Genomic DNA, 25,836 nt, shown 5'->3' on the forward strand with positions numbered 1-25,836 from the left:
TTCTAGCCTCGACCCATGTCGCCTGGTGTGAGCGTGATGCTGGGCATCAGCCCTTTTTCTGCGCCAGCAGCGCCCAGAGAAAGGCTTCGCCGAACAGCCCGCTGCCGGCCGGCTGTGACCGCATCTGCCGCAGTTCGTGGATATTGAACAGGTCGCCCCAGACCTCGCGCAGCCGGGCCTCGGTATAGCCTAGGCCGCCGCCCAGGGTCCTGCGTTCGTAGACCTCGTCATCGGACAGCCCGCTGCCGCCCTCGGGTCGGAAGCAGGCCATGCCAAACCAGGCGCCTGGCCTCAGGGCTGCGGCGACCAAGCGAACGTAGTCGTCTCGCCGATGTGGCGGCATGTGATGAAAGCAGCCCGAGTCATAGATCAGGTCATAGCTGTCGGGCGCTAGGTCGAAGTCGAACACCGAGGCATGGTGCAGGCGCACGGTGACGCCGGCCTCCCGAACGCGCTGCCCGGCCCACTCGATCGCCGCCTGCGAGTAGTCGATGCCCTCGGCGGCGAATCCGCAGCGGGCCAGCAAAACGGCATTACGGCCATTGCCGCAACCGATGTCCAGCGCGGCGCCGGCCCGCGGCACGATGCCGTCGGCCAGCCAGCCGGACAGGCATTCGTCCGGCTCGGGGCCGAAGAAGGGAACCGGCTTGGCACGGTTGGCATAGAACTGGTCCCACCAGTCGCGTTGGGCCAGCAGGGCATCGAGTGTGGCGAGTTCATCCTGTGCTGCTGCAGTCGGCTTGGCGGAGGTGTCCATGTTCATCTGGCCTTCGATGACCAGCAGCGCTTCGTCGAAGCTGTGCTCTTCGTTGGGGTACTCGCCCCGTCCATTCTGAGGACCTTGAGATTGACACCGGCAGCCTGTCCGACCACGGTGGACCGCCAGGCATTCGGCAGGTCAGAGGCAAGCGCCAGCAGATCAGTTTTGCTCATCTGTCTATCGTAGCCGGGGTGGGCGCTGCCTTGCGGCATTCGGGCGAAGCCCACAGCCCGCAGGGGCGCAGCAACATCACGCCAGTCATGGCCAGGGCGACCAGCAGCTGGCGCAGGATGGGCGCGTCGAGCCGGTCGTCGGTCATCGCCTGCAGGGGGCCGGTCACTTAGCGCAGCACCTCGGGCAGGGCCGACAGCAGCAGCGCGCCCATGATCACGCCGGCCAGATAGTCGCCGTGCAGCTTCAGGGGCGGTGCGCCCAGCAACACGCCAAGGAGGCCGGCAAGGCCTGCCCCCAGCGGTATCACCAGCCACCAGGGCGTGTGCAGGCCGGCCGGGAACAGGGCGTGCACGCCGGCGAACTTCTCGCTCAGATGCGGCGAGCACAGCAGCGCCAGCACATAGGCGCCCAGCGCGTAGAAGGCCACATAGCCCAGGTCGAGCAGGCCGGCATAGCCGACCACGATATTCATGCCCAGCGCCAGCAGTACGTACAGCAGCGCCTGGTTGACGATGCGTACCGGGCCGTTGCCCAGCTGCTGGAGCAGCAGCGGCGCCACCAGCAGCGCGATGGCTGCAAGCGGGTACGGCAGCCCTTTGTTCTTTGGCACAGGGGCTCCTGTGCGGGCTGGCCCCCGGGCTTCAGGCCCCCGGTGGGCCGAGACTAGCCTATTGCGCCGGCTCAGGCGAGTGCCGGGTTCAGTTTGTCTTGGTCGGCTCCAGGCCCAGCGCGGGTTGGCCTTCCTTTTCGGAGGTGCGGTCAAACACCAGGGTCTTGCCGTACACCAGCTGTACCCAGGTCGGGTACGTGTAGGCGGTGCCCTTGTTGTGGTCGATGATGGCGCCGATGCCGCCGCCGATGATGATGTTGCCCCACATGCCGCTGTTGGCGCGCGAGATGGCGCGCGCCTTGGCCTCGGGGTTCTGCGGCTGCACGCAGGTGATGTCCAGGTCTTTGCTGGAGCGGCGCACCTGAGTTGTGTCACCGGACTTGACGGTGATGCTGCCGTAGTCATTGGTGAGCTTGCATTCGGCGCCAGCGACGAGCTGGCCGTCGGCGGTCTTCGTCTCGACTTTCATCGGGTGCGAAGAATCGTTCATGACGGAGGCGCAGCCCGTGAAGATGATCGGGGTGCAAATGGCGAGTACTATTATTTTCATGGGTGTTCCGGTGTTGGGGTTAAAGAGGGCCTGCATCCGTGCTTTTTGTTCGTTAGTTCGTTCCCTGTGGTGAGCTTTGGTGAGGCAAAGCTGTGCAAGCGGCGCGAATGCACCTTGCCTTCAGCGACAAATGAACAACGGCGGTGATCCGGCAGCGATCAGCTGAAACGGCGTCGGTTTGCGGGCGTGGCGGTGGGTCGCAAATGCGGCACGGCAGGGCTCTCGGCCCTGATCGGGCCGGTGGCAATTGACAACATGATTTCCTCCCCTGGCTCAAGCAGGCCGTAGCGGCCTGTCGGCGGTTCTTGTTGCCCCAAGTTTATTGTTACAAGGCGTTAGATGGCAACAATGGTTTACGCGAGTGAGGGTTCGCGTGCGTCTTGCGGTGCGCCGCTATGCCAGCGACTGCGGTGTTGGGCCCGCGCCAAAAAGCATTGCTTGATGCGGCTCTGATCTTGCGCCCGAGGGTACAAGTCGTGGGTCGGGCCGCGCTGCCTACGTCGATTCAGCGTGCGGTGATTCGACGGGCAGGAGTCGGGTGGAAACCCGCCCGCGAAACAGATGGTCGGCGCAGACGAAACGCAGCTCGAGGCTGAGTCGGTCAAGATTCATGTGCGTTGCGGCATGGGTCCGATGCAGCAGATCACCGCAGAAGAGCAGCGCATCGCCAGGCCCCATCGCCGGACGCCAGAACTCGTGCTCGGCAAAACGCGCCTCCAGGCATTCTTTCGTCAACTCCGTCGGCGCCAGCAGCGACTCCTGCCTGCACTCAATCAACTCCAGGCCCGGCGCGTTAACGCCGCAATCCATCAGCGGCACCCAACAAGTCAGCATCTCCAGCAGTGCGTCGGCCGGTGCTGGCCGTTGGCCCAGCGCCAGAAAGTCGAATCCCAAAGCTCCATCCTGATGCCAGCTGTGCGCCGCGTGCAATGGCGGGTAGCGACTTGGTGCGTACTGCCGGCGTATCCAGCATTCATCGACGGCGCAGCGGATGCGCGGGCCCAGGGCGTGGCGGACGGCGGTGAGGAACTGGGGATCGCTCCGCAGCGGGGCCCAGACGTCGCTGACGGGGATCTCGGGCAGGGAGCGCAGACGCAGGGACGAGCTGTGGGGGGAGTAGTCGCCGCTGGCGGTCAGGGCCCCAACGTCCAGCGTGGCGTAGCGGTGTTCGATCAGCTTCAGCCAATGGGCGCAAACCTCAGTAGGCACCAGACCTGGCAGCAGCAGGGCGCCGCAGGGCTGGGGGAAGGGGAGCATGGCAACGGTGGGTGGCCCCGGATTGCATCCGGGCTACGTAGGCCGGATGCAATCCGGGGCCATACCGCGCCACTCGAACAGCACGTCGGGACAGCGTTCCTCGTTGCCCTGGCCATCCGTGAGCGCGATGGCCTCGAAGCCGTGGCGCTGATAGAAGCGCCTGGCACCGGTGTTGAGCTGGAAGGTGTAGAGGCGGATGGTCGGACCCAGCAGTTGCATCGCCTCGGTCAGCAGCACCGAACCGAGGCCGCGCAGGATGGCGTCGGGGTGCAGATAGAGCTGATTGACCCAGCCCAGGCCGGCCTCGTCACGGGACAGGGCCAGCACGGCCAGCATCGTGCCCTGGTCGCTTATCGCAACGCTGACGCCCCCGCTCGGGATCAGCGTTCCGGACACCCATTGGTGCATGTCGGCGTCGCTGTGCACCCGGGGCAGATAGGGCAGAAACGTCTTGCGGCTGAGCAGCAGCAGCTCGGCAACGGCAGGTGCATCGGCGGCCACGGCTGGGCGCAGCAGGATGCTGTCACCCAGGCCGCTGATCCCGATCTCCCTGGTGCTGATCTGCATCACGGCGCTGCTCAAACCAGCCCGTCGAAGCTCAGGACCTCGACCAGGTCGCCGGCCATCACATGGCCCTGATCGTGCTGAAGCACGACCAGGCAGTTGGCCTCGCTCATGCTGCGCAGAATGCCGGAGCCCTGGGCGCCGGTGACGGCCACCTGCCAGTGGCCGTCGTGGCGGCGGCTGAGGATGCCGCGCTGGTACTCGGTGCGGCCGGGCTTCTTGCGCATGGCGCTGAGGCAGGGCACGCGCAGCAGCGGCAAGGGGCTGCTGGTGGCCCCGCTCATTGCCAGCAGGGCCTCGCGCACAAACGCGTAGAAGGTCACCATCACGGCCACCGGGTTGCCGGGCAGGCCGAACAGGATGGCCTGGTGACTGGCGTCACCGTTGGCGGCGATGCGGCCAATGGCCATCGGTCGGCCGGGCCGCATGGCGATGCGCCAGAACAGCACCTCGCCCATCTCGGCCATCACCTGCTTGGTGTGGTCGGCCTCGCCGACGCTGACGCCGCCGGAGGTGATGACCGCGTCGGCGCTCGCTGCAGCCTCTCTGAAGGCCTCGGCCAGCGCCACCGGGTCATCGCGCACCACGCCCATGTCCAGCACCTCGACGCCGAGGCGCTGCAGCATCGCCCACAGCGTGTAGCGGTTGCTGTCGTAGACGCAGCCGGTGGGCAGTTCCTCGCCGACCGAGCGCAGCTCGTCGCCGGTGGAGAAGAAGGCCACTCGCAGGCGGCGTAGCACAGCCACCTCGGGCAGGCCCAGCGAGGCCAGCATGCCGATATCGGCCGGGCGCAGCACGCGGCCGGCGGCCAGCGCCACCTCGCCCAGGCCCAGGTCTTCGCCGGCGAGGCGGCGGTTGTCGCCGGGCCTGACGATATCGGCCGGCACCAGCACCGCGTCGCCGTCGACCTGCGTGAACTCCTGCGGCACGACGGTGTCCAGGCCGGCGGGCATGACGGCGCCGGTCATGATGCGCACGCAGTGGCCGATCGGCACCTCGCCCTCGTAGTTCTGGCCGGCAAGACCGGTGCCGGCGACCTTCAGCCGGGTCGTGCCCTCGGCGGCGAGTTCGAAGCCGCGCAGCGCATAGCCGTCCATCGCCGAGTTGTCGTGGGCGGGCACATTGATCGTCGAGACGATGTCCTGGGCCAGCACGCGGCCCAGGGCCGCGCGTATCGGCAGCTGCTCCCGCGTCGTGACCCGGGGCACCAGGCGGGCGATGAATTCCTGGGCCTGGGCGACGGGCAGGGCCTGCGGGTCGTAGCCCGCGACGCAGGAGGCGATCTCCTGCAGCGACTGTAGCGGTGCGCTCATCGCAGCGGGCAGACCATCAGGTCCTTGTCGAGATAGACCGGGTGGCCCGTCTCACCCGGCGGCACCGGCAGCTTGATGGCGCGCGGCAGGGTGCCGTAACGCACGAAGCCGACGCGGGCATAGAGGCGCACCGCGCCATGGTTGCTGGAGGTCACGGTCAGTATCAGCTGTTCGAGGCGGCCATCGGCGCGGGCCAGGTTGAGGGCGGTTTTCAGCAGGGCATTGCCCAGGCCCTGGCCCTGCATATCGTCGCGCACCATCATGCCGACGATGTGGCCGATATGGGCCACCTTGGCGCGGTCGTCGCGCTCGCAGGTGATGGCGCCCACCATCTCCGCTCCGACCCAGGCGCAGAGCGTGAACAGGGTGCCGTTGCCATTGGCCTGCGGCAGGCGGAAGCGGTAGCTGGCCGCGCTGCGGCCGGACTCGCCGAGGGCGTCAGAAGTGAAGGCGTCCTCATGCGCCGTCAGCATCAGGTCGCGCAGGGCCTTGTAGGCCGGCAGATCCTCGGGCTTGAGGGCGTGGATCTCGAAGGCGTCGATCATGGTTCCAGCGTTTTCAGCTCGGCCAGCGTATTGGCATTGAAGAAGGCCTTGGAGTCGGCAGGCGCGTGGAACTGCACCAGCGCATGCCTGTGCTGCTGCAACCAGTGCTCGATCTTGCGGCCGCCCTCGGCCATGTACTTGGCCAGGCTGGGCTGCAGCGAGGTGCGCAGCAGGCAGAACACCGGCTGCACGCGGGCATGGCCGTCCTCCAGGGTCACCGGCGCAGCCAGGTCGGCCTGCTCGGCCTCTATCGCCTGGCCCAGGCGCTCAGCCAGGTCCAGGGGGAACAGGGGGCTGTCGCAGGGCACGGTCAGCATCCAGGGCGTCTGGCAGGCGCGCATGCCGGCCATGAAGCCGGCCAGCGGGCCGGAGAAGTCGGCCTGGGTGTCGGTCACCACCGGCAGGCCCAGGGCGGCGTATTCGGCCAGGTGGCGGTTGGCATTGATCAGCATGCTGCCCACCTGCGGGCCCAGCCGGCTCATTGTGTGCTGCACCAGGGTGTGGCCCTTGAGCATCTGCATGCCCTTGTCCACGCCGCCCATGCGGCTGCCGCGGCCTCCCGCCAAGATCAAACCCGTGATGTCTTCTGCTCGCATCGAGTCAACCACCTATGTAATGCATTTCGACGCGGCGCTCGCCGCTCGCTTGGCCCGCCTCGGCGGGCAGCGCGCTGCGCAGCTGAGAGTAGCGGTCGCTGCGCCCGGCCCAGACCTCCGCCAGCGCACCTGCAATCTGTGCGTCGCTGTAGGGGCCGCGCAGCAGGCTGCGCAGGTCGTGGCCCTGGGTCGCGAACAGGCACATGAACAGCTTGCCCTCGGTGGACAGGCGGGCGCGGTTGCAGTCGCCGCAAAAAGCCTGGGTGACGCTGGAGATCAAGCCGATCTCGCCGCTGCTGCCACCGCTGGCATAGCGCCAGCGCTGCGCGGTTTCGCCGGGCGCGCTGGGTTCCAGTGCCTCGACCGTGAATTCCGTGCGCAGCAGGTCCAGCACCTGGGCGGACGGCAGCACCTCGCCCATGCGCCAGCCATTGCTGGCGCCGACGTCCATGTATTCAATGAAGCGCAGCACCACGCCGCTGCCCAGAAAGTGCCGGGCCATCGGCAGGATCTGGTCGTCGTTGGTGCCGCGCTTGACCACCATATTGACCTTGATCGGTGCCAGGCCGGCGGCCTGGGCGGCTTCAATGCCGTCAAGCACATCGCTCACCGGGAAATCGGCGTCGTTCATGCGCTTGAAGATGGCGTCGTCCAGCGCATCGAGGCTCACCGTCACACGTTGCAGGCCGGCGTCTTTCAGGCTTTGCGCCTTGCGAGCCAAGAGCGAGCCATTGGTCGTGAGCGTCAGGTCCAGCGCGTCGCCGTCGGGCGTGCGCAGCTGGCTCAGCATTTCGATCAGGTTCTCGATGTGCCGGCGCAGCAGCGGCTCGCCGCCGGTGAGCCTGAGTTTCTGCACGCCGTGGGCGACGAACAGCGCCGTCAACCGGGTGATTTCTTCAAAGCTCAGCAAGGAGGTGCTGGGCAGGAACTTATAGTCCTTGCCGAACACCTCCTTGGGCATGCAGTAGCTGCAGCGGAAGTTGCAGCGGTCGGTGACCGAGATGCGCAGGTCGCGCAGCGGCCGGCCTAAAGCGTCGGCCAACAGGCCGGTGGGCGCCTGCGGGTGCGCAGGGATGCTCGGCACCCGTGCGGCATAGCGCAGATCGGCAATGGAGATGACTTGGTCTGTCATACGCGCATTGTGCCGCGCCCCCAGGCCCTTACTGCGCGAAATCGCAAAGTTGCCAGGGGGTTCTGGAGCGGTAGTCTTCGATGAAGTCGTCGAAGCTGCCGGTCTGGCTCGTTTCCATCTGCTCCTGCTCGGCCAGCGACTGGCGCGCCATGGCCTCGAAATGGGCAGTTTCCTCGGCGCTCAGGGGGCGGGAGCGGAAGTTCTGCGCATGGGCCAGCGACTGGGCCAGCGAAAAGGCCTCGAAGGAATTGCCATGCTCTCGCAGCGCCGCCAGCACCTTGGCCGAAGGCGTCAGCGCCGGGTTCAGCAGCTTGGCGCGCTGGGTGGCCAGGCTCTGGGCATGCTGCTGGTCGCCGCGTTCGGCGTCGAGCAGGGCGGCAACCTCGCCGATCTGGTCCAGCAGCTCCAGGCCCCAGGCCTGCAGTTCCACCGGCTGGCCGTTCCGTTGCAAGGTCAATCCGGGCCGGCGGCCCTGCTTGACGGTGCGGGCGAAGTTCTGCGCGTTGTCGCTGGCTTCCAGTTCCAGGGGGCTGTCGGCCAGGGTGCAGAACAGCAGGAAGGCATCGAGAAAGCGCGAGGTCTCCAGGCTGATGCCCACCGGCTCGAACGGATCGACGTCCATGCAGCGCACCTCGACGTACTGCACGCCGCGGGCGCACAGGGCCTCCAGCGGGCGCTCGCCCGGGCGTATCACCCGCTTGGGACGGATGGTGGCGTAGTACTCGTTCTCGATCTGCAGCACATTGGTGTTGATCTGCACCCATTCGCCCTCGCGCTTCAGGCCTATGGCCTCGTAGGGCGCATGGGGCAGGCGCACGGCGCGGGCCAGGCCCCGCATATAGGCCTGCACCGAGTTGTAGGGTGGCATCAGATCGGCCTGGGCATCGTTCTGGTAGCCCAGATCGCTCATGCGCAGGCTGGTCGCGTAGGGCAGGTAGAGGGTGTCGTCGGACAGCGTCTCGAGCTTGTGGAGGCGGCCGCGCAGGAAATGCGCGCTCAGCGCCGGCGAGGCGCCGAACAGGTACATCAAGAGCCAGCTGTAGCGGTGGAAGTTGCGTATCAGCGCGATATAGCGCTCGGACTGGTAGTCACGGGCCGACAGCGAGCGGGCCGGCTCGGCCTCGGCCCGCTGCAGCAGCGACCAGATGCCCTCGTTGAGCGAATAGTTGTAGTGGATGCCGGCGATGCACTGCATCGTCTTGCCATAGCGCAGCGCGAGGCCGCGACGGTAGACGTGCTTGAGCATGCCGATGTGCGAGCGGCCGTACCAGGCGATGGGGATATCGGCCTCGCCCGGCAGATGGCAGGGCATGGACTGGCTCCACAGCAGCTCGGGGCCCTGCGCCTTGTCGAGCTGGGTGTAGGCGAAGCGGTGGATCTGGTCAAGCTCCTGCAGCGCGGTGGCGATGTCGGGCTCGGCCGGGGTGATGAACTCGAGCAGCGACTCGGAGTAGTCGGTGGTGATCTGCGGGTTCGTCAGCGCCGAGCCGAGGCCCAGCGGATGGGGCGTCAGCGCCAACTGGGCATGCCGGTCCACCCTCAGGGTTTCACGCTCAATGCCACGCAGCCCCTGAGACAGCAGGGCGCGGTGGGCGGGGGAGGACAGCAGGCTCAGGCCTTGCTTCAAGAGGTCGTTCAATCGCAGTCCTAGCTTGTCTCTTTGATGGCAGGCGCTCTGGGGTGGGCGGCGTCCGTTTCTGGGTAGGCGTGAAGATTAGTCGAATTCGATGTTTCGCGTGTGACCGCCCCGCTAAGGTGGCTGGCGGCTAACGGTTATGGCCGTCGTCCGCTGCGGGTCCGGCCGTTTTCGGCTTGTGGCCGGCGGCGTCGGCCAGCGCATGGACCAGGCTGTACTCGCAGACCTTGAATACCAGATAGGCGGCGAGGCTCAGATAACCGGTCAGCAACAGCTCCAGCAGCTGCTGCAGGCCGCCATCTGCAACGGCCTCCCAGCCATGCTCGGCCAGCAGGCCCGTGTTGGCCTTGAGCAGATAGAACAGATTCAATGAACCCGCGCCAAAGGCAAAGAAGCTCAGGCCCATGGCGACGAAGGTGGCCCAGCGGCGCGTCAGCACCAGACGGTGGAACCAGGTTTTGAGCATGGGCGACCTCGGCTTGCCGAACGGGCGCTCAGTCTAGCCCCGGCCGCCCAGGTTCAGTGACTCACTTGTGTCAGCCGCCCCGCTTGGCCGCGATCAGGGTCTGCGGGCCGTCGACCTCCAGCCGCGGCCGGTCGGCCTCGACCTCGGTCAGCGGCGCCACCTCGACCAGCGAGGCATGGCAGCGCTGGCTCAGCACCTGGTAGGTGCGGGTGCCATCAAGCTTCCAGCGGATCTCGTCCTCGCTGAGCTCGCGCATCACCTTGGCCGGCAGGCCGGCGATCAGCGACTTCTCGGGCAGCTTCAGCCCGGCGCGCACAAAGGCGCAGGCGGCGACGATGCTGTAGGCTCCGACCTCGGCCTCGTCCATCACCACGGCGTTCATGCCCACCAGCGCGTCATGGCGCACCACGCAGCCATGCAGCACCGCGCCGTGGCCGATATGGCCATTGGTCTCGACGACCGTCTCCGAACCCGGAAAACCGTGCACGACGCAGGTATCCTGCACATTGACGCCCTGCTGCAGCACGATGCGGCCGAAGTCGCCGCGCAGGCTCGCGGCCGGGCCGATATAGCAGTCCGGGCCGACGATCACATCGCCGATCAGCACCGCGGTGGGGTGGACGAAGGCGCTCGGGTGGACGACGGGAATCACCCCGTCGATGGCGTAGCAAGGCATGGCGAACTCCGGTTGAATCTCGTAACCAGGTAGTAACCCTAGGTGTTTTTGACTTGCGTCAACGGGTCAAGCACCTTACGATCTACCGACCGGTCGGTCAAGAGTGTTTTGTTTGACCTGCATCGTCACAGACGCGAGGAAGCCCATGCAAGAGTCTCAGGTTCTGCTGTCCCAGGAAGGTGCCGTGCGCACCTTCACGCTCAACCGGCCGGCGGCGCTGAACAGTTTCACGACGCAGATGCTGGGCGAGTTGCTGGTGGCCTTCGAGGCCTCCGCGGCCGATGCCAGCGTGCGCTGCATCGTCGTCACCGGAGCCGGCCGCGGTTTTTGCGCCGGCCAGGATCTGTCCGACCCGGCCATCAAGCCCGATCTGACGCCCGGCGCCGCGCCCAAGGACATTGGCGCGCTGCTCGACGGCTTCTACATTCCGCTGGCCCTGCGTGTGCGCAGCATGCCCATTCCCGTGATCGCCGCCGTCAATGGCGTGGCGGCCGGCGCAGGCGCCAATTTCGCGTTGGGTTGCGACCTGGTGCTGGCCGGTCAGTCGGCCAGCTTCATTCAGGCCTTCTCGAAGATAGGCCTGGTGCCCGATTGCGGCGGCACCTGGCTGCTGCCGCGCCTGGTCGGGCGTGCGCAGGCGATGGCGCTGACCCTGCTGGGCGACAAGCTGCCGGCCGAGCAGGCCCAGGGCTTAGGCATGATCTACCGCTGTGTGCCCGATGCCGAGTTGGCCGAGCAGGCCCAGGCCCTGGCCCAGCGCGTCGCCGCGATGCCGGTGGCAGCCCTTGCCGCCACCCGCCAGGCGCTGGACAACGCGATGCAGATGGACTGGGCGACCGCCCTGGCCCAGGAGGCCGCGCTGCAGCGGCAGTTGGGCATGGCGCACGACTATCAGGAAGGCGCCTCGGCCTTTCTGCAAAAGCGCTCGCCGACCTTCACCGACCGCTGATGGCCATGAGCGCTACCCACACACCGCAGCAGATCGCCGAAGCCGTGCGCGACGCAATGTTCGCCAATGACCGCGCGTCCAAGTCCATGGGCATGGAGATACTGGCCGTCGGGCCGGGCACGGCCACCTTGAAGATGGTCGTGCGCGACGACATGCTCAACGGCTTCGACATCTGCCATGGCGGCTTCATCACCACCCTGGCCGACTCGGCCTTCGCCTTTGCCTGCAATTCGCACAACGAATTGACGGTGGCCTCCGGCTTCGCGATCGACATCGTCGCGCCCGGCCGTGAGGGAGACACGCTGACCGCGGTGGCCGGCGAGGTTTCGCTGGCCGGCCGCACCGGCGTTTACGACATCACCATCAGGAATCAGCGCGACGAACTGGTCGCGGTGTTCCGCGGCAAGAGCTACCGGATCAAGGGCAAGCCCGTGGTTCCCGGTCTTGTCGCGCAGGCACAGGAGCAACAGACATGACGGCCAAGACACCCGCCCCCGGCGAACTCGAAGCGATAGAGACCGCCAGCCGCGACGAGCTGCAGGCCCTGCAGCTGCAGCGCCTGCAATGGTCGCTGCAGCACGCCTACGACAACGTCTCGCATTACCGCAATGCCTTCGACGCCAAGGGCGTGCACCCCAGCGATCTGAAGACCCTGGCCGATCTGGCCAAGTTTCCCTTCATGACCAAGAAGGACCTGCGCGACCACTACCCCTTCGGCCTGTTCGCCGTGCCGCGCGAGCAGGTGGTGCGCGTCCACGCCTCGTCGGGCACGACGGGCAAGCCCACCGTGGTGGGCTACACCGCCAAGGACATTGACACCTGGGCCAATCTGGTCGCCCGTTCGATCCGCGCCTCGGGCGGCCGCAAGGGCGACATCATCCACATCGCTTACGGCTACGGCCTGTTCACCGGCGGCCTGGGCGCGCACTACGGTGCCGAGCGACTGGGCTGCACGGTGATACCGATGTCCGGCGGCCAGACCGAGAAGCAGGTGCAGCTGATACAGGACTTCAAGCCCGACATCATCATGGTCACGCCCAGCTATATGCAGGTGATCATCGAGGAGTTCGAGCGCCAGAAGATGGACCCGCGCGAGATGTCGATCAAGGTCGGCATCTTCGGCGCCGAGCCCTGGACCGAGGCGATGCGCCGCGAGATCGAGACCAAGGCCGGCCTGGATGCGGTCGATATCTACGGCCTGTCCGAGGTCATGGGCCCCGGTGTGGCCAACGAGTGCATCGAGTCCAAGGACGGCCCGGTGATCTGGGAAGACCATTTCTACCCCGAGATCGTCGATCCCGAGACCGGTGAGGTGCTGCCCGACGGCTCCGAGGGCGAACTGGTGTTCACCTCGCTGTCAAAGGAAGCGCTGCCGGTGATCCGCTACCGCACCCGCGACCTGACGCGCCTGTTGCCGCCGACCTCGCGCAGCATGCGCCGCATGGGCAAGATTGTCGGCCGCAGCGACGACATGCTGATTATCCGCGGCGTGAACATGTTCCCGACGCAGATCGAGGAGCTGGTCCTTCAGGAGCCGGCGCTGTCGGGCCAGTACCAGATCGTCGTATCGCGGGACGGCCATCTCGACGCGGTCGAGGTGCGTTGCGAGCTGCAGGCCGCCGCCCAGGGCGTCGACGTGGGCGCGATCACCAAGTCGCTGCAGCACCGCATCAAAACCTTGATCGGCGTCAGCACCCGCGTGGTGATAGGCGCGCCAGACTCGATAGAGCGCACGCTGGTGGGCAAGGCCCGCCGCGTGATCGACCAAAGACCCAAGTAAGGAGTACAACATGTACACCCAAGCCATGAGCGTGGGCCCACAGGATGTGGCCGCCAAGGTGAAGAGCGTCGAGGACGCGGAGCGCGAGGAGGCCTTCGAGGCCCGCATCGCCGCCGGCGACTTCATCGAGGCCAAGGACTGGATGCCCGAGCACTACCGCAAGACGCTGGTGCGCCAGATCAGCCAGCATGCCCACTCGGAGATCGTCGGCATGCTGCCCGAGGGCAACTGGATCACCCGCGCGCCGACGCTCAAGCGCAAGGCCATTCTGCTGGCCAAGGTGCAGGACGAGGGCGGCCACGGCCTCTATCTCTACTCGGCCGCCGAGACCCTGGGCACGACCCGCGACCAGATGCTGGACGCGCTGCACACCGGCAAGGCCAAGTACAGCTCGATCTTCAACTACCCGACGCTGACCTGGGCCGATATCGGCGTGATCGGCTGGCTGGTCGATGGCGCGGCCATCATGAACCAGGTGCCTCTGTGCCGCTGCTCGTTCGCGCCGTACGCCCGGGCGATGATTCGCGTCTGCCGCGAGGAGAGCTTCCATCAGCGCCAGGGCTATGAAAGCCTGCTGGTGATGATGCAGAGCGGCACGGCCGAGCAGAAGGCCATGGTGCAGGACGCTGTCAATCGCTGGTGGTGGCCCTCGCTGATGATGTTCGGCCCGGCCGACAAGGACTCGCCGAACTCCGAGCAGTCGATGCGCTGGGGCATCAAGCGCATCTCCAACGACGATCTGCGCCAGAAGTTCGTCGACGCGACCATCCCGCAGGCCGATGTGCTCGGCGTGACCGTGCCCGACGCCGACCTGAAGTGGAACGAGGCCCGCGAGCACTATGACTTCGGCGCCATCGACTGGGCCGAGTTCTGGCGCGTCGTCGGTGGCGACGGCCCCTGCAACCGCGAGCGTCTGGCCAACCGCGTCAAGGCCTGGGACGAGGGTGCCTGGGTGCGCGAAGCCGCACTGGCCCATTCCCGCAAGCAAGCAACCCAGGCCCGGGCGGCCTGAGCCGACAAGGAATCAAGATCATGAGCGACATCAAGCAAGCTTCGTCTGCTACCGCCACCGAATGGCCGCTGTGGGAGGTGTTCGTGCGCAGCAAGGCCGGCCTCGACCACAAGCACTGCGGCAGCCTGCACGCGGCCGACGCCAAGATGGCCGTGCAGCTGGCCCGTGACGTCTACACCCGCCGCCAGGAGGGCACCAGCATCTGGGTCGTGCTGTCCAGCCAGATCGTCGCCTCGGACCCGGGCGAAAAGGGCATGTACTTCGATCCGATGGAAGACAAGGTGTACCGCCACCCGACCTTCTATCAGCTGCCTGAATCCGTTGACCACATGTAAGGCTGACATGCAGCCCCCACGTTCACTTCGTTCACTGCCCCCCAAGGGGGCGCAGGCCTCCCTTGGGACGGCCCGGCGGGAGCCCTGATCATGAGCACTCCATCCATTCACGTCGGCGACTCTGCCTCGGTGCGCTATCTGCTGCGCCTGGCCGACAGCTGCCTGATCCTCTCCCAGCGCCTGGGCGAGTGGTGCGGCCACGGCCCCATCCTCGAAGAAGACCTGGCGCTGACCAATATGGCGCTGGACCTGGTGGGCCAGGCCCGCGGCCTGCTGACCCGCGTCGGCCAGCTCGACGGCAAGGGCCATGACGAGGACCAGCTGGCCTTTCTGCGCGAGGAGCGGCACTACTACAACCCGGTGCTGATGGAATTGCCCCGCGGCGATTTCGCCTTCACTCAAGTGCGCAACTTCGCCGTCGCCACCTGGCTGGAGCTGCTGTGGCAGCGCCTGCAGACGTCCAGCGACGCCGAGGTGGCGGCCATCGCCGCCAAGGCCGTGAAGGAGGCGCGCTATCAGCAGCAGCATGCGGCCGATTGGGTCGTTCGGCTGGGCGATGGCACGGCCGAATCGAAGGCTCGCATGGAGGCCGCATTGGCGAGCCTATGGCCCTTCTTCAACGAGCTGTTCGTCGACGATGCGATCGATGCCGCAGCGGTGCAGAGCGGCCTCGGTCCGGCCTGGAGCGAGCTCAAGGCCGAGTGGCAACAGGCCATGACCGCGGTGCTGGACGAGGCCGGCCTGGCCCAGCCCAAGCCCAGCGCCTATGTCTCGGCCGGGCGCCAGGGCGTGCACAGCGAGCACATGGGCCATATGCTGGCCGAGATGCAGTATCTGCAGCGCGCCTACCCCGGCGGGGTTTGGTAAGCGCCATGACTGCGCCGATGGCCAATACCTGTGGCCGCCTGGAGGCGGCCTGGGAGGTGCTGCGCCAGATTCCCGACCCCGAGGTGCCGGTGATCTCGCTGGCCGAGTTGGGCATTGTGCGTGACCTGCGCGAGACTGCGGGTGGCCTGGAGGTGGTGCTGACGCCCACCTATTCCGGCTGCCCGGCCACCGAATTGATTCAGGACAATGTGCGCGCCGCCCTGACGGCCTTCGGCGAGATCCAGATCACGATGCAGCGCGCACCGGCCTGGACGACGGACTGGATCAGCGAGGAGGGCAGGGCCAAGCTGAAGGCCTACGGCATCGTGCCGCCCGGCCTGACCCATCTGACGGAAGGTCAGCCGATCCGCTTCGTGCGGCGTGGTGCATCGGCCCGCCTGGCCTGCCCGCACTGCGGCAGCGAGAACACCGAGAAGACCTCGGCCTTTGGTTCCACCCCCTGCAAGGCGCTGTACCGCTGCCTGGCCTGCCTGGAACCGTTCGAGCATTTCAAAACGATCTAGAGACAGGATTCACCATGAGCCTGCATTTCCATCCCCTGCGCGTGCGCGAGGTGCGCCCCGACACCGAAGAGGCCGTGATCGTCAGCTTCGACGTTCCCGCCGAGCTGAGCGAGGCATTCAGGTTCACCCAGGGCCAATACCTGACGCTGCGCAACGACGTGGGCGGCGAGGACCTGCGCCGCTCCTACTCGATCTGCGCCGGCCTCGATGACGGCGAGTTGCGCGTCGGCGTGCGCCGCGTCGGCGGTGGCCGCTTCTCGAACTGGGTCAACAGCGAGCTGAAGGCCGGCGATGTCCTGCAGGTCTATCCGCCGCAGGGCCGCTTCTTCGTGCCCATCGATCCGGCCAGCCAGCGCCACTATCTGGGCATTGCCGGCGGCTCGGGCATCACGCCGATACTGTCCATCATGAAGACCACCCTGGCGCGCGAGCCGGGCAGCCGCTTCACCTTGATCTACGGCAACCGCCGCCAGGCCTCGACGATGTTCAAGGAAGAGATCGAGGACCTGAAGAACCAGTACCTGACCCGCGTCAGCCTGCACCATGTGTTCAGCGACGAGGCCACCGATTCACCGCTGATGGCCGGCATCATGAACCGCGACAAGATCGCCGAGTTCCTGAACACGTTGGTAGCCCCTGGCGGCATCGCCCACGCGTTCATCTGTGGCCCCTATCAGATGAATGACGAGGCCGAGGCCGCACTGCTGGGCGCCGGTGTGGCGCAGGAGCGCATCCATATCGAGCGCTTCGGCACGCCGGAGATGCTGCAGGGCAAGGCGCCGCCGCATGAGGTGCGCCCCGAGGATGCCGAGAGCGCCCGTGTCGTGGTGATACGCGATGGCGTGTCGCGCGAGATCGAGTTCAGCAAGAACGACCCCAGCATCCTCGACGCCGCCGCCCGCGCCGGCATGGATGTGCCGTTCTCGTGCAAGAGTGGCGTCTGCTCGACCTGCCGCTGCAAGCTGCTGGAGGGTGAGGTGCGCATGGACAAAAATTTCGCGCTTGAGAAGCACGAGATCGCCGCCGGCTTCATCCTCAGCTGCCAGGCCCATCCGCTGACGCCGAGAGTTGTCATTAGCTACGACGAGCGCTGATGGCACGCGGACGCGCCCCGGGTTTTGAATCGCAGCGTGACGAGATCGTCCGTCACGCCGCCCAGCTGTTCGCCCGCAAGGGCTATACCGGCACCTCGATGAACGAGGTGGCCGAGGCCTGCGCGGTGTCCAAGCCCACGCTCTATCACTATGTGCGCGACAAGTACGAGCTGCTGGTGCTGATCGCCGAGGGCCATGTGACCCGGCTGGCCCATCTGATCGAGGAGGTCGACGCGGTGCCGCGTTCACCCGAGGATCGGCTGCGCGCCTTGATCACCCGCTTTGTGCGCGAGTACTCCGAGGCCCAGCATCACCACCGGGTGCTGACCGAGGATGTGAAATTCCTGAATGAGGAAGACCAGACCCGTGTGCTCGATCTGGAGCGCCGCGTGGTGACGGCTTTTGCCAACGCCGTGGCCGCCGTACGCCCCGAATTGCTGGCCGCGCAGTTGCACAAGCCGCTGACCATGCTTTTGTTTGGCATGATCAACTGGATGTTCACCTGGCTTAAACCCGAGGGTGAGCTGACCTACGACGCGATGGCGCCGATGGTGGCCGATCTGTTTTTTGGTGGCATAGGCGCGGTGAAGGCCGAGCCGGCCACGGCCGAACTGGCCTGACCCAAGCGAGCGATTTCCCTGATTCCGATAAACCACGAAGGAGACGAAGACTATGAAATTCATCAAACACCTGCTGGCCCTGGCTGCACTGAGCGCCACCGTGAGCGTGCAAGCCGACATCAATGTGGGCGTGACCCTGTCCACCACCGGTGCCGCCGCCTCGCTGGGCATTCCCGAGAAGAACACCATCACCCTGCTGCCCACCACCATCGGTGGCCAGAAGGTCAACTACATCGTGCTGGACGATGCGTCCGACACCACGGCCGCCGTGTCCAACACGCGCAAGCTGATCACCGAGCACAAGGTCGATGTGGTGATCGGCTCCACCGTCACGCCCAACTCGCTGGCCATGGTGGACGTGGTCGCCGAGGCGCAGACGCCGATGCTGTCGATCGCCGCCTCCTCGCGCATCGTCGAGCCGGTCGATGCGAAGAAGCGCTGGGTCTTCAAGACGCCGCAGAACGACATCATGATGGCCCTGGCCATCGTCCAGCACATGGTGGACAACGGCGTGAAGACGGCCGGCTATATCGGCTTTGCCGACGCCTATGGCGAGGGCTGGTACCAGGAGTTCGTCAAGATCGCCGGCATCAAGGGTCTGCAGGTCGTGGCCAACGAGCGCTTCAACCGCAATGACACCTCGGTCACCGGGCAGGTGCTGAAGGTGATGGCGGCCAAGCCCGATGCGGTGCTGATCGGTGGCTCGGGTACGCCGGCCGTGCTGCCGCAGAAGACGCTGAAGGAGCGCGGCTACGCCGGCAAGTACTACCAGACCCATGGCGTGGCCAATAATGACTTCCTGCGCGTTGGTGGCAAGGACGTTGAAGGTACCTTCCTGCCGGCCGGTCCGGTGCTGGTGGCGGCTCAGCTGCCCGCCAACCATCCGGTGCGCAAGAGCGCGCTGGAATACACGGCCAAGTACGAAGCCGCCTTCGGCAAGGGTTCGGTCAGCACCTTTGGCGGCCACGCCTGGGACATCGGCCTGCTGCTGCAGCACGCCGTGCCCGTGGCCTTGAAGAAGGCCCAGCCCGGCACGCCCGCCTTCCGCGCCGCGTTGCGCGACGCGCTGGAAGCCACCAAGGAAATCGCCGGTGCCCACGGCGTGTTCAATATGTCGCCCAACGATCACCTGGGTCTGGACCAACGCGCCCGCGTGATGGTCAAGATCGAGAACGGTACCTGGAAATACATTCCGTGATGGTGTTGGTTTGACGGTGGTCCCGGATTGCATCCGGGCTACCTAGTTCACGCATGGCCCCGGATTGCATCCGGGCTACCCGAGACCCGTAGCCCGGATGCAATCCGGGGCCTCCACATTTCTTCTTAGAGCCCGTCATGAGCAGCACCCCCATCCTCCAAAGTTTCATCGCCGACCGCTGGGTGGGCGCGCAGGCCGGCAAGGCCTTGCACAGCGCCATCGACGGCCATGCCGTGGCCCTGGCCCATGCCGACGAGCTCGACTTCGCCGAGGCGCTGCACCACGGCCGCACGCGCGGCCTGAAGGCGCTGACGGCCATGCACTTCCAGCAGCGCGCGGCCATACTGCGCGCGCTGGGCGCCTACCTGCTGGAGCACAAGGAGCAGCTCTACGCGGTGTCGCACCACACCGGCGCCACCCGCGCCGACAGCTGGATCGACATCGAGGGCGGTGCCGGCACGCTGTACGCCTATGCCAGCATGGGCGCCAACGAGCTGCCGTCCAGCAATGTGATGCACGAGGGTCCGGTGCTGCAGCTAGGCAAGGGCGGCCAGTTCTTCGGCACCCACATCCTGGTGCCTCGCGGCGGCGTGGCGGTGCACATCAATGCCTTCAATTTCCCGATCTGGGGCCTGCTGGAAAAGTTTGCCCCGGCCTTTCTGGCCGGCATGCCCTGCATCGCCAAGCCGGCGACGGCGACCAGCTATCTGACCGAAGCGGCCGTGCGCCTGATGCACGCCTCGGGCCTGCTACCCGAGGGCAGCCTGCAACTGATCGTCGGCAGCAGCGGCGACCTGCTGGACCGTCTGACCGAGCAGGACCTGGTGACCTTCACCGGTTCGGCCGACACGGCGGCGATGCTGCGTGCGAACAAGAATCTGATCAAGAACTCGGTGCCCTTCAATGCCGAGGCCGACTCGCTGAACTGCTCGATCCTCGCGCCCGACGTGACGCCGGACGACGAGGAGTTCGACCTCTTCGTCAAGGAAGTCGCCAAGGAGATGACGGCCAAGGCCGGCCAGAAGTGCACGGCCATACGCCGCGCCATCGTGCCGCGTGCGCGACTTGACGCGGTGGCCAGCAAGCTGCGCGAGCGCCTGGCCAAGATCGTTGTCGGCGATCCGTCGGTCGAGGGCGTGCGCATGGGCGCGCTGGCCTCCAAGGCCCAGCAGTCCGATGTGGCCGAGCGCCTGGCGCTGCTGCTCGAAGGCAATGAGCTGGTCTTCGGCGATCGCGATGGCTTTGCGCCGGTGGGCGAGGGCGTGGCCGCGGGTGCCTTCTTCGCGCCGTCGCTGGTGCTGTGCCGCGACGCCTTTGGCAACGCCAATGTGCACAACGTCGAGGCCTTCGGGCCTGTCAGCACCTTGATGGCCTACGACGATGTCGATGAGGCGATCGCGCTGGCGGCCAAGGGCCGCGGCAGCCTGGTCGGCAGCCTGGTGACCCATGACCCGTTGATCGCCGCACGCATCGTGCCGGCAGCTGCTGCCTACCACGGCCGCATCCTGGTGCTGGACCGCGACGCCGCCAAGGAATCCACCGGCCACGGTTCGCCGCTGCCGCAGCTCAAGCACGGCGGCCCCGGCCGCGCCGGCGGTGGCGAGGAGCTCGGTGGCCTGCGCGCCGTCAAGCACTACCTGCAGCGCACGGCGGTGCAGGGCTCGCCGACGATGATCTCGGCCATCACCGGCGAGTACCAGCGCGGGGGTGCGGTGCGCGAGGATGGCATCCATCCGTTCCGCAAGCACTTCGAGGACATCCAGGTCGGCGATTCACTGCTGACCCACCGCCGCACCGTCAGCGAGGCCGATATCGTCAATTTCGGCGGCATCTCGGGCGACTTCTTCTACATGCATTTCGACGAGATCGCGGCGAAGAAGACGCAGTTCGGCAAGCGCATCGCCCACGGCTACTTCGTGCTGTCGGCGGCGGCCGGCCTGTTCGTCTCGCCGGGTGAGGGGCCAGTTCTTGCCAACTACGGCCTGGATTCGCTGCGCTTCGTCAAACCGGTGGGCATTGGCGACACGATTCGAGCCCGCCTTACTGCCAAGCGCAAGATCGACCGGCCCACCAAGCGTGACCAGCAGCCGCAGGGAGTGGTGGCCTGGGATGTGGCGGTGACCAACCAGGATGATGAACTGGTGGCCAGCTACGACATCCTGACGCTGGTGCTGAAACGGGGCTGATGAACTGGTAGCCCGGATGCAATCCGGGGCTTGATCCCGGCTGTGGCCCCCGGATTTCATCCGGGCTACGGTCAGGGCCTCAGCGCAGCGTTGGCTTGGCGTCCGTGGCGGCCTGATCCAGCGCGGTGGCCGGCAGCGTGGCGCGGCGCGCGCCGGTGAAGCGCTTGTTCCAGTAGGCCTCGCGCATGTCTTCCACGCGCACCGAGGAGCCGGATCGGGGCGCGTGGATGAACTTGCCTTCACCCACGTAAATGCCCACATGGGAGAAGGTGCGGCGCATGGTGTTGAAGAACACCAGGTCGCCGGGCCTCAGTTCGTCGCGCTTGACCGTCATCAGCGACTTGTCCTTGGCCTGGTCATCGGCGCGGTGCGGCAGCACCATGCCCAGACTCAGCTCGAAGATGTGGCGGGTGAAGCCGCTGCAGTCAAAACCTTCCTCGGCACTGCTGCCGCCGCGGCGGTATGGCACACCCAGGAAGTTCATGGCCGACAGCACCATGTCCGAGGTGGTGTCGCGCATTCGGTCGATGAAGACGGTGGAACTCTCGGCCGCTGCCGCGCTGATGATGCCGCGGTCACTCAGGAAGCGCGACACCGGATCGACCGGTGGGCTTTGCTGGGCCATCACAGTTTGCGTCACGCCCAGTGCGCCCAGCACAAGACCCAGGGCACCGAGTCGGCGCAGCGCTGGGGTCAGGGCGTGGGAGGGGCGGGATTTCACGGGCACGGGGCGCAGGATAGAGGCGCGGCCATGCCACTGTCAAGGTGAAAATCCCTTTGAAGACAATGATTTACAAGGGTTTACCATGAATTCCGAGGGCCCTGTGCGCTGCCTCAAACAAGCCGCGAACAAGGCCGCTGCGCTCGTGAAAAAGCACACGGGTCAGGCTCTCGTCAGACCCCTGCACTGAAATGTGGGCGAGCGAACGAGGAGACAAGAGATGAGCGTTTACAGCGAGTTCTATCAGCGGTCCGTCGAGCAGCCCGAGGCCTTCTGGGCCGAGCAGGCTCGGCTGATCGATTGGCAGCAGCCCTTCACGCAGGTCTGCGACTACAGCGGGCCGCCGTTTGCGAACTGGTTTGTCGGCGGCCGCACCAATCTGTGCCACAACGCCGTGGACCGCCATGTGCTGACTCGCCCGGACCAGAATGCGCTGATCTTCGTCTCCACCGAGACCGGTCAGGAGCGCTGCTACAGCTTCCGCGAACTGCAGGCCGAGGTGCAGCGCATGGCCGCCTGCCTGCTGGCCCTGGGTGTGCAGCAGGGCGACCGCGTGCTGATCTATATGCCGATGATTCCCGAGGCGGCGTTTGCGATGCTGGCCTGTGCGCGCATCGGCGCTATCCACAGCGTGGTCTTCGGCGGTTTTGCCAGCGGCAGCCTGGCCAGCCGCATCGACGATGCGCAGCCGACGGTGATCGTCAGCGCCGATGCGGGGAGCCGTGCCGGCAAGGTCATCGCCTACAAGCCGCTGCTGGACGAGGCCATCGCGCTGGCCACCCACAAGCCGGGTCAGGTCTTGCTGGTGGACCGTGGCCTGGCGACCATGGCCATGACCGCGGGCCGCGATGTGGCCTATGGCCCCCTGCGCGAGCAGCATCTGCACACCGAGGTGCCCTGCGTCTGGCTGCCATCCGAGCACATCAGCTACACGCTCTACACCTCGGGCACCACCGGCAAGCCCAAGGGCGTGCAGCGCGACACCGGCGGCTATGCGGTTGCGCTGGCGGCGAGCATGAAGCACATCTATTGCGGACAGGCGGGAGAGACCTATTTCTCGACCAGCGATATCGGCTGGGTCGTCGGCCACAGCTATATCGTCTACGGCCCGTTGATTGCCGGCATGGCGACCATCATGTACGAGGGTCTGCCGACGCGCCCGGATGCCGGCATCTGGTGGAGCCTGGTCGAGAAGTACAAGGTGACGGTGATGTTCAGCGCGCCCACCGCCGTGCGCGTGCTCAAGAAACAGGACCCGGCCCAGCTGAGCCGCTACGACCTGAGCTCGCTGCGCGCGCTGTTCCTGGCCGGCGAGCCGCTGGATGAGCCGACGGCGCGCTGGATCGCCGAGGCGCTGGGCAAGCCCATCATCGACAACTACTGGCAGACCGAGAGCGGCTGGCCGATCCTGAGCATTGCCAATGGAGTGGAGCGCAAGCCCAGCAAGTTCGGCAGCCCCGGCGTGCCGATGTATGGCTACAAGGTCAAGCTGCTGAACGAGAGCACCGGGGACGAGCTGACCGGCGCGAACCAGAAGGGCGTGGTGGTGATCGAGGGGCCGCTGCCGCCGGGCTGCATGCAGACCGTCTGGCGCGACGACGCCCGATTCGTCAACACCTACTGGAGCAGCGTGCCGGGGAAGCTGGTCTACAGCACCTTCGACTGGGGCGTGCGCGATGAGGACGGCTACTACTTCATCCTCGGTCGCACCGATGATGTGATCAATGTCGCCGGCCATCGTCTGGGCACGCGCGAGATCGAGGAGAGCATTGCCGCGCACCCGAATGTGGCCGAAGTCGCGGTGGTGGGCATTGCCGATGCGCTGAAGGGCCAGGTGGCGATCGCCTTTGCCGTGTTGAAGGACACCGCTGCGCTGACCGACACCGCCTTGGCACTGAAGCTGGAGGGCGAGATCATGAAGCGTGTCGACGAGTCGCTGGGCGCGGTGGCGCGGCCGGCGCGCGTGCGCTTTGTCAGCGTGCTGCCCAAGACCCGCTCGGGCAAGCTGCTGCGCCGCGCCATCCAGGCCGTGTGCGAGCAGCGCGACCCCGGCGACCTGACGACGATGGAAGACCCGGCCGCGCTGCAGCAGATCCGCGATCTGCTCTAGGGGTTTCTTCGGGGGGCTGCTTGCAGTTCATCCCATCGGTTGCTGCTTTCGTCGCATCCGCCTCTTGTCCGGGGCCGGGCAGGGCACAATCCGCGCGCGCGCCGCGACCTGCGGCGCATCCGACGGAGACCCCATGAAGAGACCCCTGATCGCCGGCGCCTGCGCGCTCATGCTGCAAGCCAGCGCCATCCATGCCCAGACCCCGGCCTCGCTGCCCGGTCCGGCCTTTCCGCGGTTCTTGAGCGAGGGCGAGATCAAGGCCGCCTGCGACTCGGGCCTGAAGGGCGCGGGCGAGCGGGTCAAGACGCTGGAGAAGCGCGCCGTTGACAAGGGCTGGCTGGCCGCCCTGGATGATCTGTATGCCTACCAGGAAGACGTGCAGTACCCGATCGAGTTCGTGCTCAATGTGCACCCCGACAAGGCGGTGCGCGATGCCGCCCAGGCCTGCTCGCAGCGCTGGGCCGAGTTCAGTTCGGCGCTGGGCCAGAACGAGAAGGTCTACCGCAGTTTGAAGAAGGCACCCACGGTTGATGCGATCGACCGCGAGCTGGTGCGCGTCAGCCTGGGCCAGTTCGAGGACAGCGGTGTGGCTCTGGCGGGCGCCAAGCGCACCCGTGCCAAGCAGATCCTGGACAAGCTCAACGAACTGAGCCAGGCCTTCGAGAAGAACATCCGTGACGCCGGCACGCAGGTTGCGTTCGACGAGGCCGAACTGAAGGGCGTGCCCGAGTCGGTGTGGAAGAACGCCAAGCGCGACGCCGCCGGCAAGATCCTGCTGGGTCTGGACTACCCGAGCTACATCCCGGTGCTGCAAAGTGCCGAGAACGGCGCCACCCGCGAGCGCATGTGGCGGGCCAAGATGAACGAGGGCGGCGAGCCCAATCTGAAGCTGCTGTCCGAGATCACCACGCTGCGCAACGAGTACGCCAAGCTGTTCGGCTTCGACAACTACGTGGACTTCAATCTGCGCCGCCGCATGGCCAAGGACGGCAAGACCGCCTGGAAGTTCCTGGACGAGGTCAAGACCGCGGTGACCGAGGGTGAGCGCAGCGATCTGGTCGATCTGCGCGCGGCCAAGGCCCAGCACCTGGGCCTCGCGCCCGAGGCCGTCAAGGTCGAGCGCTGGGATGCCACCTTCTATGCCGAGCGCGTGCGCCTGCAGCGCTACAGCGTTGACCAGGAGGCCTTCCGCCAGTACTTCCCGCCGCAGGAGAGCCTGCTGTTCGCGATGCGCATCATCGAGAAGATGATGGGCGTCAAGTACACCGCAGTGAAGGCCGAGCTCTGGCATCCGGAGGCGCAGGCCTTCGTGGTCAGCGACGCGGCCAGCGGCAAGGCCCTGGCGACGATGTATGTGGACCTCTATCCGCGCGACGGCAAGTACAACCATGCCGCCGTCTGGCCGCTGCGTTCCAGCAGCACCCGCCTGGGCCGCACGCCGACGGCGGCCCTGGTCGTCAACTTCGATCGCAAGGGCCTGACCCTGGACGAGGTCGAGACGCTGCTGCACGAGCTGGGCCATGCGGTGCACAACAACCTCTCCAACACCCGCTATGCCGCTCAGGGCGGCACGGCGGTGATGCATGACTTCGTCGAGGCGCCGTCGCAGATGCTGGAGGACTGGGTCTATGACAAGAAGGTGCTGCGCCTGATGGCCGATGTCTGTGCCACCTGCAAGCCGGTGCCCGATGAGCTGGTCGACAAGGCGGTTGCCGCAAAGAACTTCGGCAAGGGCTCGCTGTACAGCCGCCAGCATCTGTTTGCCAGTTATGACCTGGCCCTGCACGGCGCCCAGGTGAGCGACCCGATGGCGCTGTGGACCAAGATGGAGGGCGCCACGCCGCTGGGCTATGTGCCGGGCACGCGGTTCCCGGCCGGTTTCGGGCACATCGCCAGCCACTACGGCGCCGGCTATTACGGCTATCTGTGGAGCCTGGTGGTGGCGATGGATCTGCGCACCGAGTTCAAGGCGGACAAGCTGGGCACGGCCGTGGGCCAGCGCTACCGCAACGTGGTGCTGGGCAATGGCGGTCAGCGTCCGGCGCCCGAGCTGGTGAGCGAGTTCCTGAAGCGCGAGTCCAACTCCAAGGCCTTTTACGACTACCTTAAGAAGTAATCGGTCCGTGGTCGGGAACGGGGTCCTCATGCCGGAGTCGTCGAT

General features: G+C 66.4%; 26 protein-coding genes and 1 pseudogene. 13 read left to right on the forward strand and 14 right to left on the reverse strand.

What is annotated here, in order from left to right; translation table 11 throughout:
• Window positions 1-46 precede the first annotated feature (46 nt).
• The 13 genes and pseudogenes from DES47_RS01715 to DES47_RS01770 form a co-directional block, all read right to left on the reverse strand.
• The gene (locus tag DES47_RS01715; RefSeq protein ID WP_133699680.1) at window positions 47-757 is read right to left on the reverse strand and encodes a class I SAM-dependent methyltransferase; all 711 of its coding nucleotides are present in this window, start codon (window positions 755-757) and stop codon (window positions 47-49) included.
• 172 nt (window positions 758-929) lie between these two features.
• The gene (locus DES47_RS29750) at window positions 930-1,100 is read right to left on the reverse strand and encodes a hypothetical protein (RefSeq protein WP_166651806.1); all 171 of its coding nucleotides are present in this window, start codon (window positions 1,098-1,100) and stop codon (window positions 930-932) included.
• A 39-nt stretch (window positions 1,101-1,139) separates the two neighbouring features.
• Window positions 1,140-1,544: pseudogene (locus DES47_RS01720) on the reverse strand (ABC transporter permease subunit); the annotation flags it as partial.
• 88 nt (window positions 1,545-1,632) lie between these two features.
• Window positions 1,633-2,130, reverse strand: a complete 498-nt coding sequence (locus DES47_RS01725; protein WP_243748113.1) for a hypothetical protein — start codon at window positions 2,128-2,130, stop codon at window positions 1,633-1,635.
• Window positions 2,131-2,589: 459 nt separating this feature from the next.
• Window positions 2,590-3,351, reverse strand: a complete 762-nt coding sequence (locus DES47_RS01730; protein WP_133698934.1) for a phytanoyl-CoA dioxygenase family protein — start codon at window positions 3,349-3,351, stop codon at window positions 2,590-2,592.
• Window positions 3,352-3,384: 33 nt separating this feature from the next.
• Entirely contained in the window at window positions 3,385-3,918 is a 534-nt protein-coding gene (locus DES47_RS01735; protein ID WP_133698935.1) for a GNAT family N-acetyltransferase, read from the reverse strand.
• Between the two features lie 11 nt (window positions 3,919-3,929).
• The gene (gene moeA / locus DES47_RS01740) at window positions 3,930-5,228 is read right to left on the reverse strand and encodes a molybdopterin molybdotransferase MoeA (RefSeq protein WP_133698936.1); all 1,299 of its coding nucleotides are present in this window, start codon (window positions 5,226-5,228) and stop codon (window positions 3,930-3,932) included.
• Window positions 5,225-5,773 (reverse strand): GNAT family N-acetyltransferase, encoded by a 549-nt coding sequence (locus DES47_RS01745; RefSeq protein ID WP_133698937.1) that lies wholly within the window; start codon window positions 5,771-5,773, stop codon window positions 5,225-5,227. Before DES47_RS01745 ends, moeA begins: the two co-directional genes overlap by 4 nt.
• On the reverse strand, window positions 5,770-6,369 hold the full coding sequence (gene mobA, locus DES47_RS01750; RefSeq protein ID WP_133698938.1) for a molybdenum cofactor guanylyltransferase MobA: 600 nt from the start codon (window positions 6,367-6,369) through the stop codon (window positions 5,770-5,772). Before mobA ends, DES47_RS01745 begins: the two co-directional genes overlap by 4 nt.
• Before the next feature lie 4 nt (window positions 6,370-6,373).
• Window positions 6,374-7,501 carry a GTP 3',8-cyclase MoaA gene (moaA, locus tag DES47_RS01755; protein WP_133698939.1) on the reverse strand — a complete coding sequence of 376 codons (1,128 nt, stop codon included), beginning with the start codon at window positions 7,499-7,501 and terminating at the stop codon, window positions 6,374-6,376.
• Between the two features lie 28 nt (window positions 7,502-7,529).
• A complete protein-coding gene (gene gshA / locus DES47_RS01760; RefSeq protein WP_133698940.1) occupies window positions 7,530-9,140 on the reverse strand; it encodes a glutamate--cysteine ligase in 1,611 nt (536 codons plus the stop codon).
• A 127-nt stretch (window positions 9,141-9,267) separates the two neighbouring features.
• Window positions 9,268-9,603, reverse strand: coding sequence for a hypothetical protein (locus DES47_RS01765; RefSeq protein WP_133698941.1), 336 nt, complete (start codon window positions 9,601-9,603; stop codon window positions 9,268-9,270).
• Between the two features lie 70 nt (window positions 9,604-9,673).
• Window positions 9,674-10,279 (reverse strand): phenylacetic acid degradation protein PaaY, encoded by a 606-nt coding sequence (locus DES47_RS01770; protein ID WP_133698942.1) that lies wholly within the window; start codon window positions 10,277-10,279, stop codon window positions 9,674-9,676.
• A gap of 145 nt (window positions 10,280-10,424) precedes the next feature.
• Between DES47_RS01770 and DES47_RS01775 the strand changes: the two genes are divergently transcribed.
• The 11 genes from DES47_RS01775 (at window position 10,425) to paaZ (ending at window position 20,844) form a co-directional block, all read left to right on the forward strand.
• On the forward strand, window positions 10,425-11,228 hold the full coding sequence (locus DES47_RS01775; RefSeq protein ID WP_133698943.1) for an enoyl-CoA hydratase-related protein: 804 nt from the start codon (window positions 10,425-10,427) through the stop codon (window positions 11,226-11,228).
• 5 nt (window positions 11,229-11,233) lie between these two features.
• On the forward strand, window positions 11,234-11,704 hold the full coding sequence (gene paaI, locus DES47_RS01780) for a hydroxyphenylacetyl-CoA thioesterase PaaI (RefSeq protein ID WP_133698944.1): 471 nt from the start codon (window positions 11,234-11,236) through the stop codon (window positions 11,702-11,704).
• A complete protein-coding gene (gene paaK, locus DES47_RS01785) occupies window positions 11,701-13,008 on the forward strand; it encodes a phenylacetate--CoA ligase PaaK (RefSeq protein WP_133698945.1) in 1,308 nt (435 codons plus the stop codon). Before paaI ends, paaK begins: the two co-directional genes overlap by 4 nt.
• A 10-nt stretch (window positions 13,009-13,018) precedes the next feature.
• Window positions 13,019-14,020: a 1,2-phenylacetyl-CoA epoxidase subunit PaaA gene (gene paaA, locus DES47_RS01790; protein WP_133698946.1), complete on the forward strand. Its 1,002-nt coding sequence runs from the start codon at window positions 13,019-13,021 to the stop codon at window positions 14,018-14,020.
• A 20-nt stretch (window positions 14,021-14,040) separates the two neighbouring features.
• Window positions 14,041-14,355 (forward strand): 1,2-phenylacetyl-CoA epoxidase subunit PaaB, encoded by a 315-nt coding sequence (gene paaB / locus DES47_RS01795; RefSeq protein WP_133698947.1) that lies wholly within the window; start codon window positions 14,041-14,043, stop codon window positions 14,353-14,355.
• A gap of 90 nt (window positions 14,356-14,445) precedes the next feature.
• Entirely contained in the window at window positions 14,446-15,222 is a 777-nt protein-coding gene (gene paaC, locus DES47_RS01800; protein WP_133698948.1) for a 1,2-phenylacetyl-CoA epoxidase subunit PaaC, read from the forward strand.
• A 5-nt stretch (window positions 15,223-15,227) separates the two neighbouring features.
• Complete coding sequence (paaD, locus tag DES47_RS01805; RefSeq protein WP_133698949.1) at window positions 15,228-15,746, forward strand: 1,2-phenylacetyl-CoA epoxidase subunit PaaD; 519 nt, start codon at window positions 15,228-15,230, stop codon at window positions 15,744-15,746.
• A gap of 14 nt (window positions 15,747-15,760) precedes the next feature.
• Window positions 15,761-16,840, forward strand: a complete 1,080-nt coding sequence (gene paaE / locus DES47_RS01810; RefSeq protein WP_133698950.1) for a 1,2-phenylacetyl-CoA epoxidase subunit PaaE — start codon at window positions 15,761-15,763, stop codon at window positions 16,838-16,840.
• Window positions 16,840-17,460 carry a TetR/AcrR family transcriptional regulator gene (locus DES47_RS01815; RefSeq protein WP_133698951.1) on the forward strand — a complete coding sequence of 207 codons (621 nt, stop codon included), beginning with the start codon at window positions 16,840-16,842 and terminating at the stop codon, window positions 17,458-17,460. Before paaE ends, DES47_RS01815 begins: the two co-directional genes overlap by 1 nt.
• Window positions 17,461-17,512: 52 nt before the next feature.
• The gene (locus DES47_RS01820) at window positions 17,513-18,658 is read left to right on the forward strand and encodes an ABC transporter substrate-binding protein (protein ID WP_133698952.1); all 1,146 of its coding nucleotides are present in this window, start codon (window positions 17,513-17,515) and stop codon (window positions 18,656-18,658) included.
• 137 nt (window positions 18,659-18,795) lie between these two features.
• Window positions 18,796-20,844 (forward strand): phenylacetic acid degradation bifunctional protein PaaZ, encoded by a 2,049-nt coding sequence (gene paaZ, locus DES47_RS01825; protein WP_133698953.1) that lies wholly within the window; start codon window positions 18,796-18,798, stop codon window positions 20,842-20,844.
• Window positions 20,845-20,923: 79 nt separating this feature from the next.
• Here the strand turns inward: paaZ and DES47_RS01830 are convergent, their stop codons facing one another.
• Window positions 20,924-21,565 carry a C40 family peptidase gene (locus DES47_RS01830; RefSeq protein WP_425057398.1) on the reverse strand — a complete coding sequence of 214 codons (642 nt, stop codon included), beginning with the start codon at window positions 21,563-21,565 and terminating at the stop codon, window positions 20,924-20,926.
• A gap of 220 nt (window positions 21,566-21,785) precedes the next feature.
• Here DES47_RS01830 and DES47_RS01835 point away from each other — a divergent pair, with 220 nt between their 5' ends.
• Window positions 21,786-23,675, forward strand: a complete 1,890-nt coding sequence (locus DES47_RS01835; protein ID WP_133698954.1) for a propionate--CoA ligase — start codon at window positions 21,786-21,788, stop codon at window positions 23,673-23,675.
• A gap of 133 nt (window positions 23,676-23,808) precedes the next feature.
• Window positions 23,809-25,791: a M3 family metallopeptidase gene (locus DES47_RS01840; protein WP_133698955.1), complete on the forward strand. Its 1,983-nt coding sequence runs from the start codon at window positions 23,809-23,811 to the stop codon at window positions 25,789-25,791.
• The last annotated feature ends 45 nt before the right edge of the window (window positions 25,792-25,836 follow it).

Origin of the sequence: Roseateles toxinivorans (assembly GCF_004362525.1) — a bacterium.
In the GTDB taxonomy this organism is placed as follows: Bacteria; Pseudomonadota; Gammaproteobacteria; order Burkholderiales; family Burkholderiaceae_C; genus Paucibacter; species Paucibacter toxinivorans.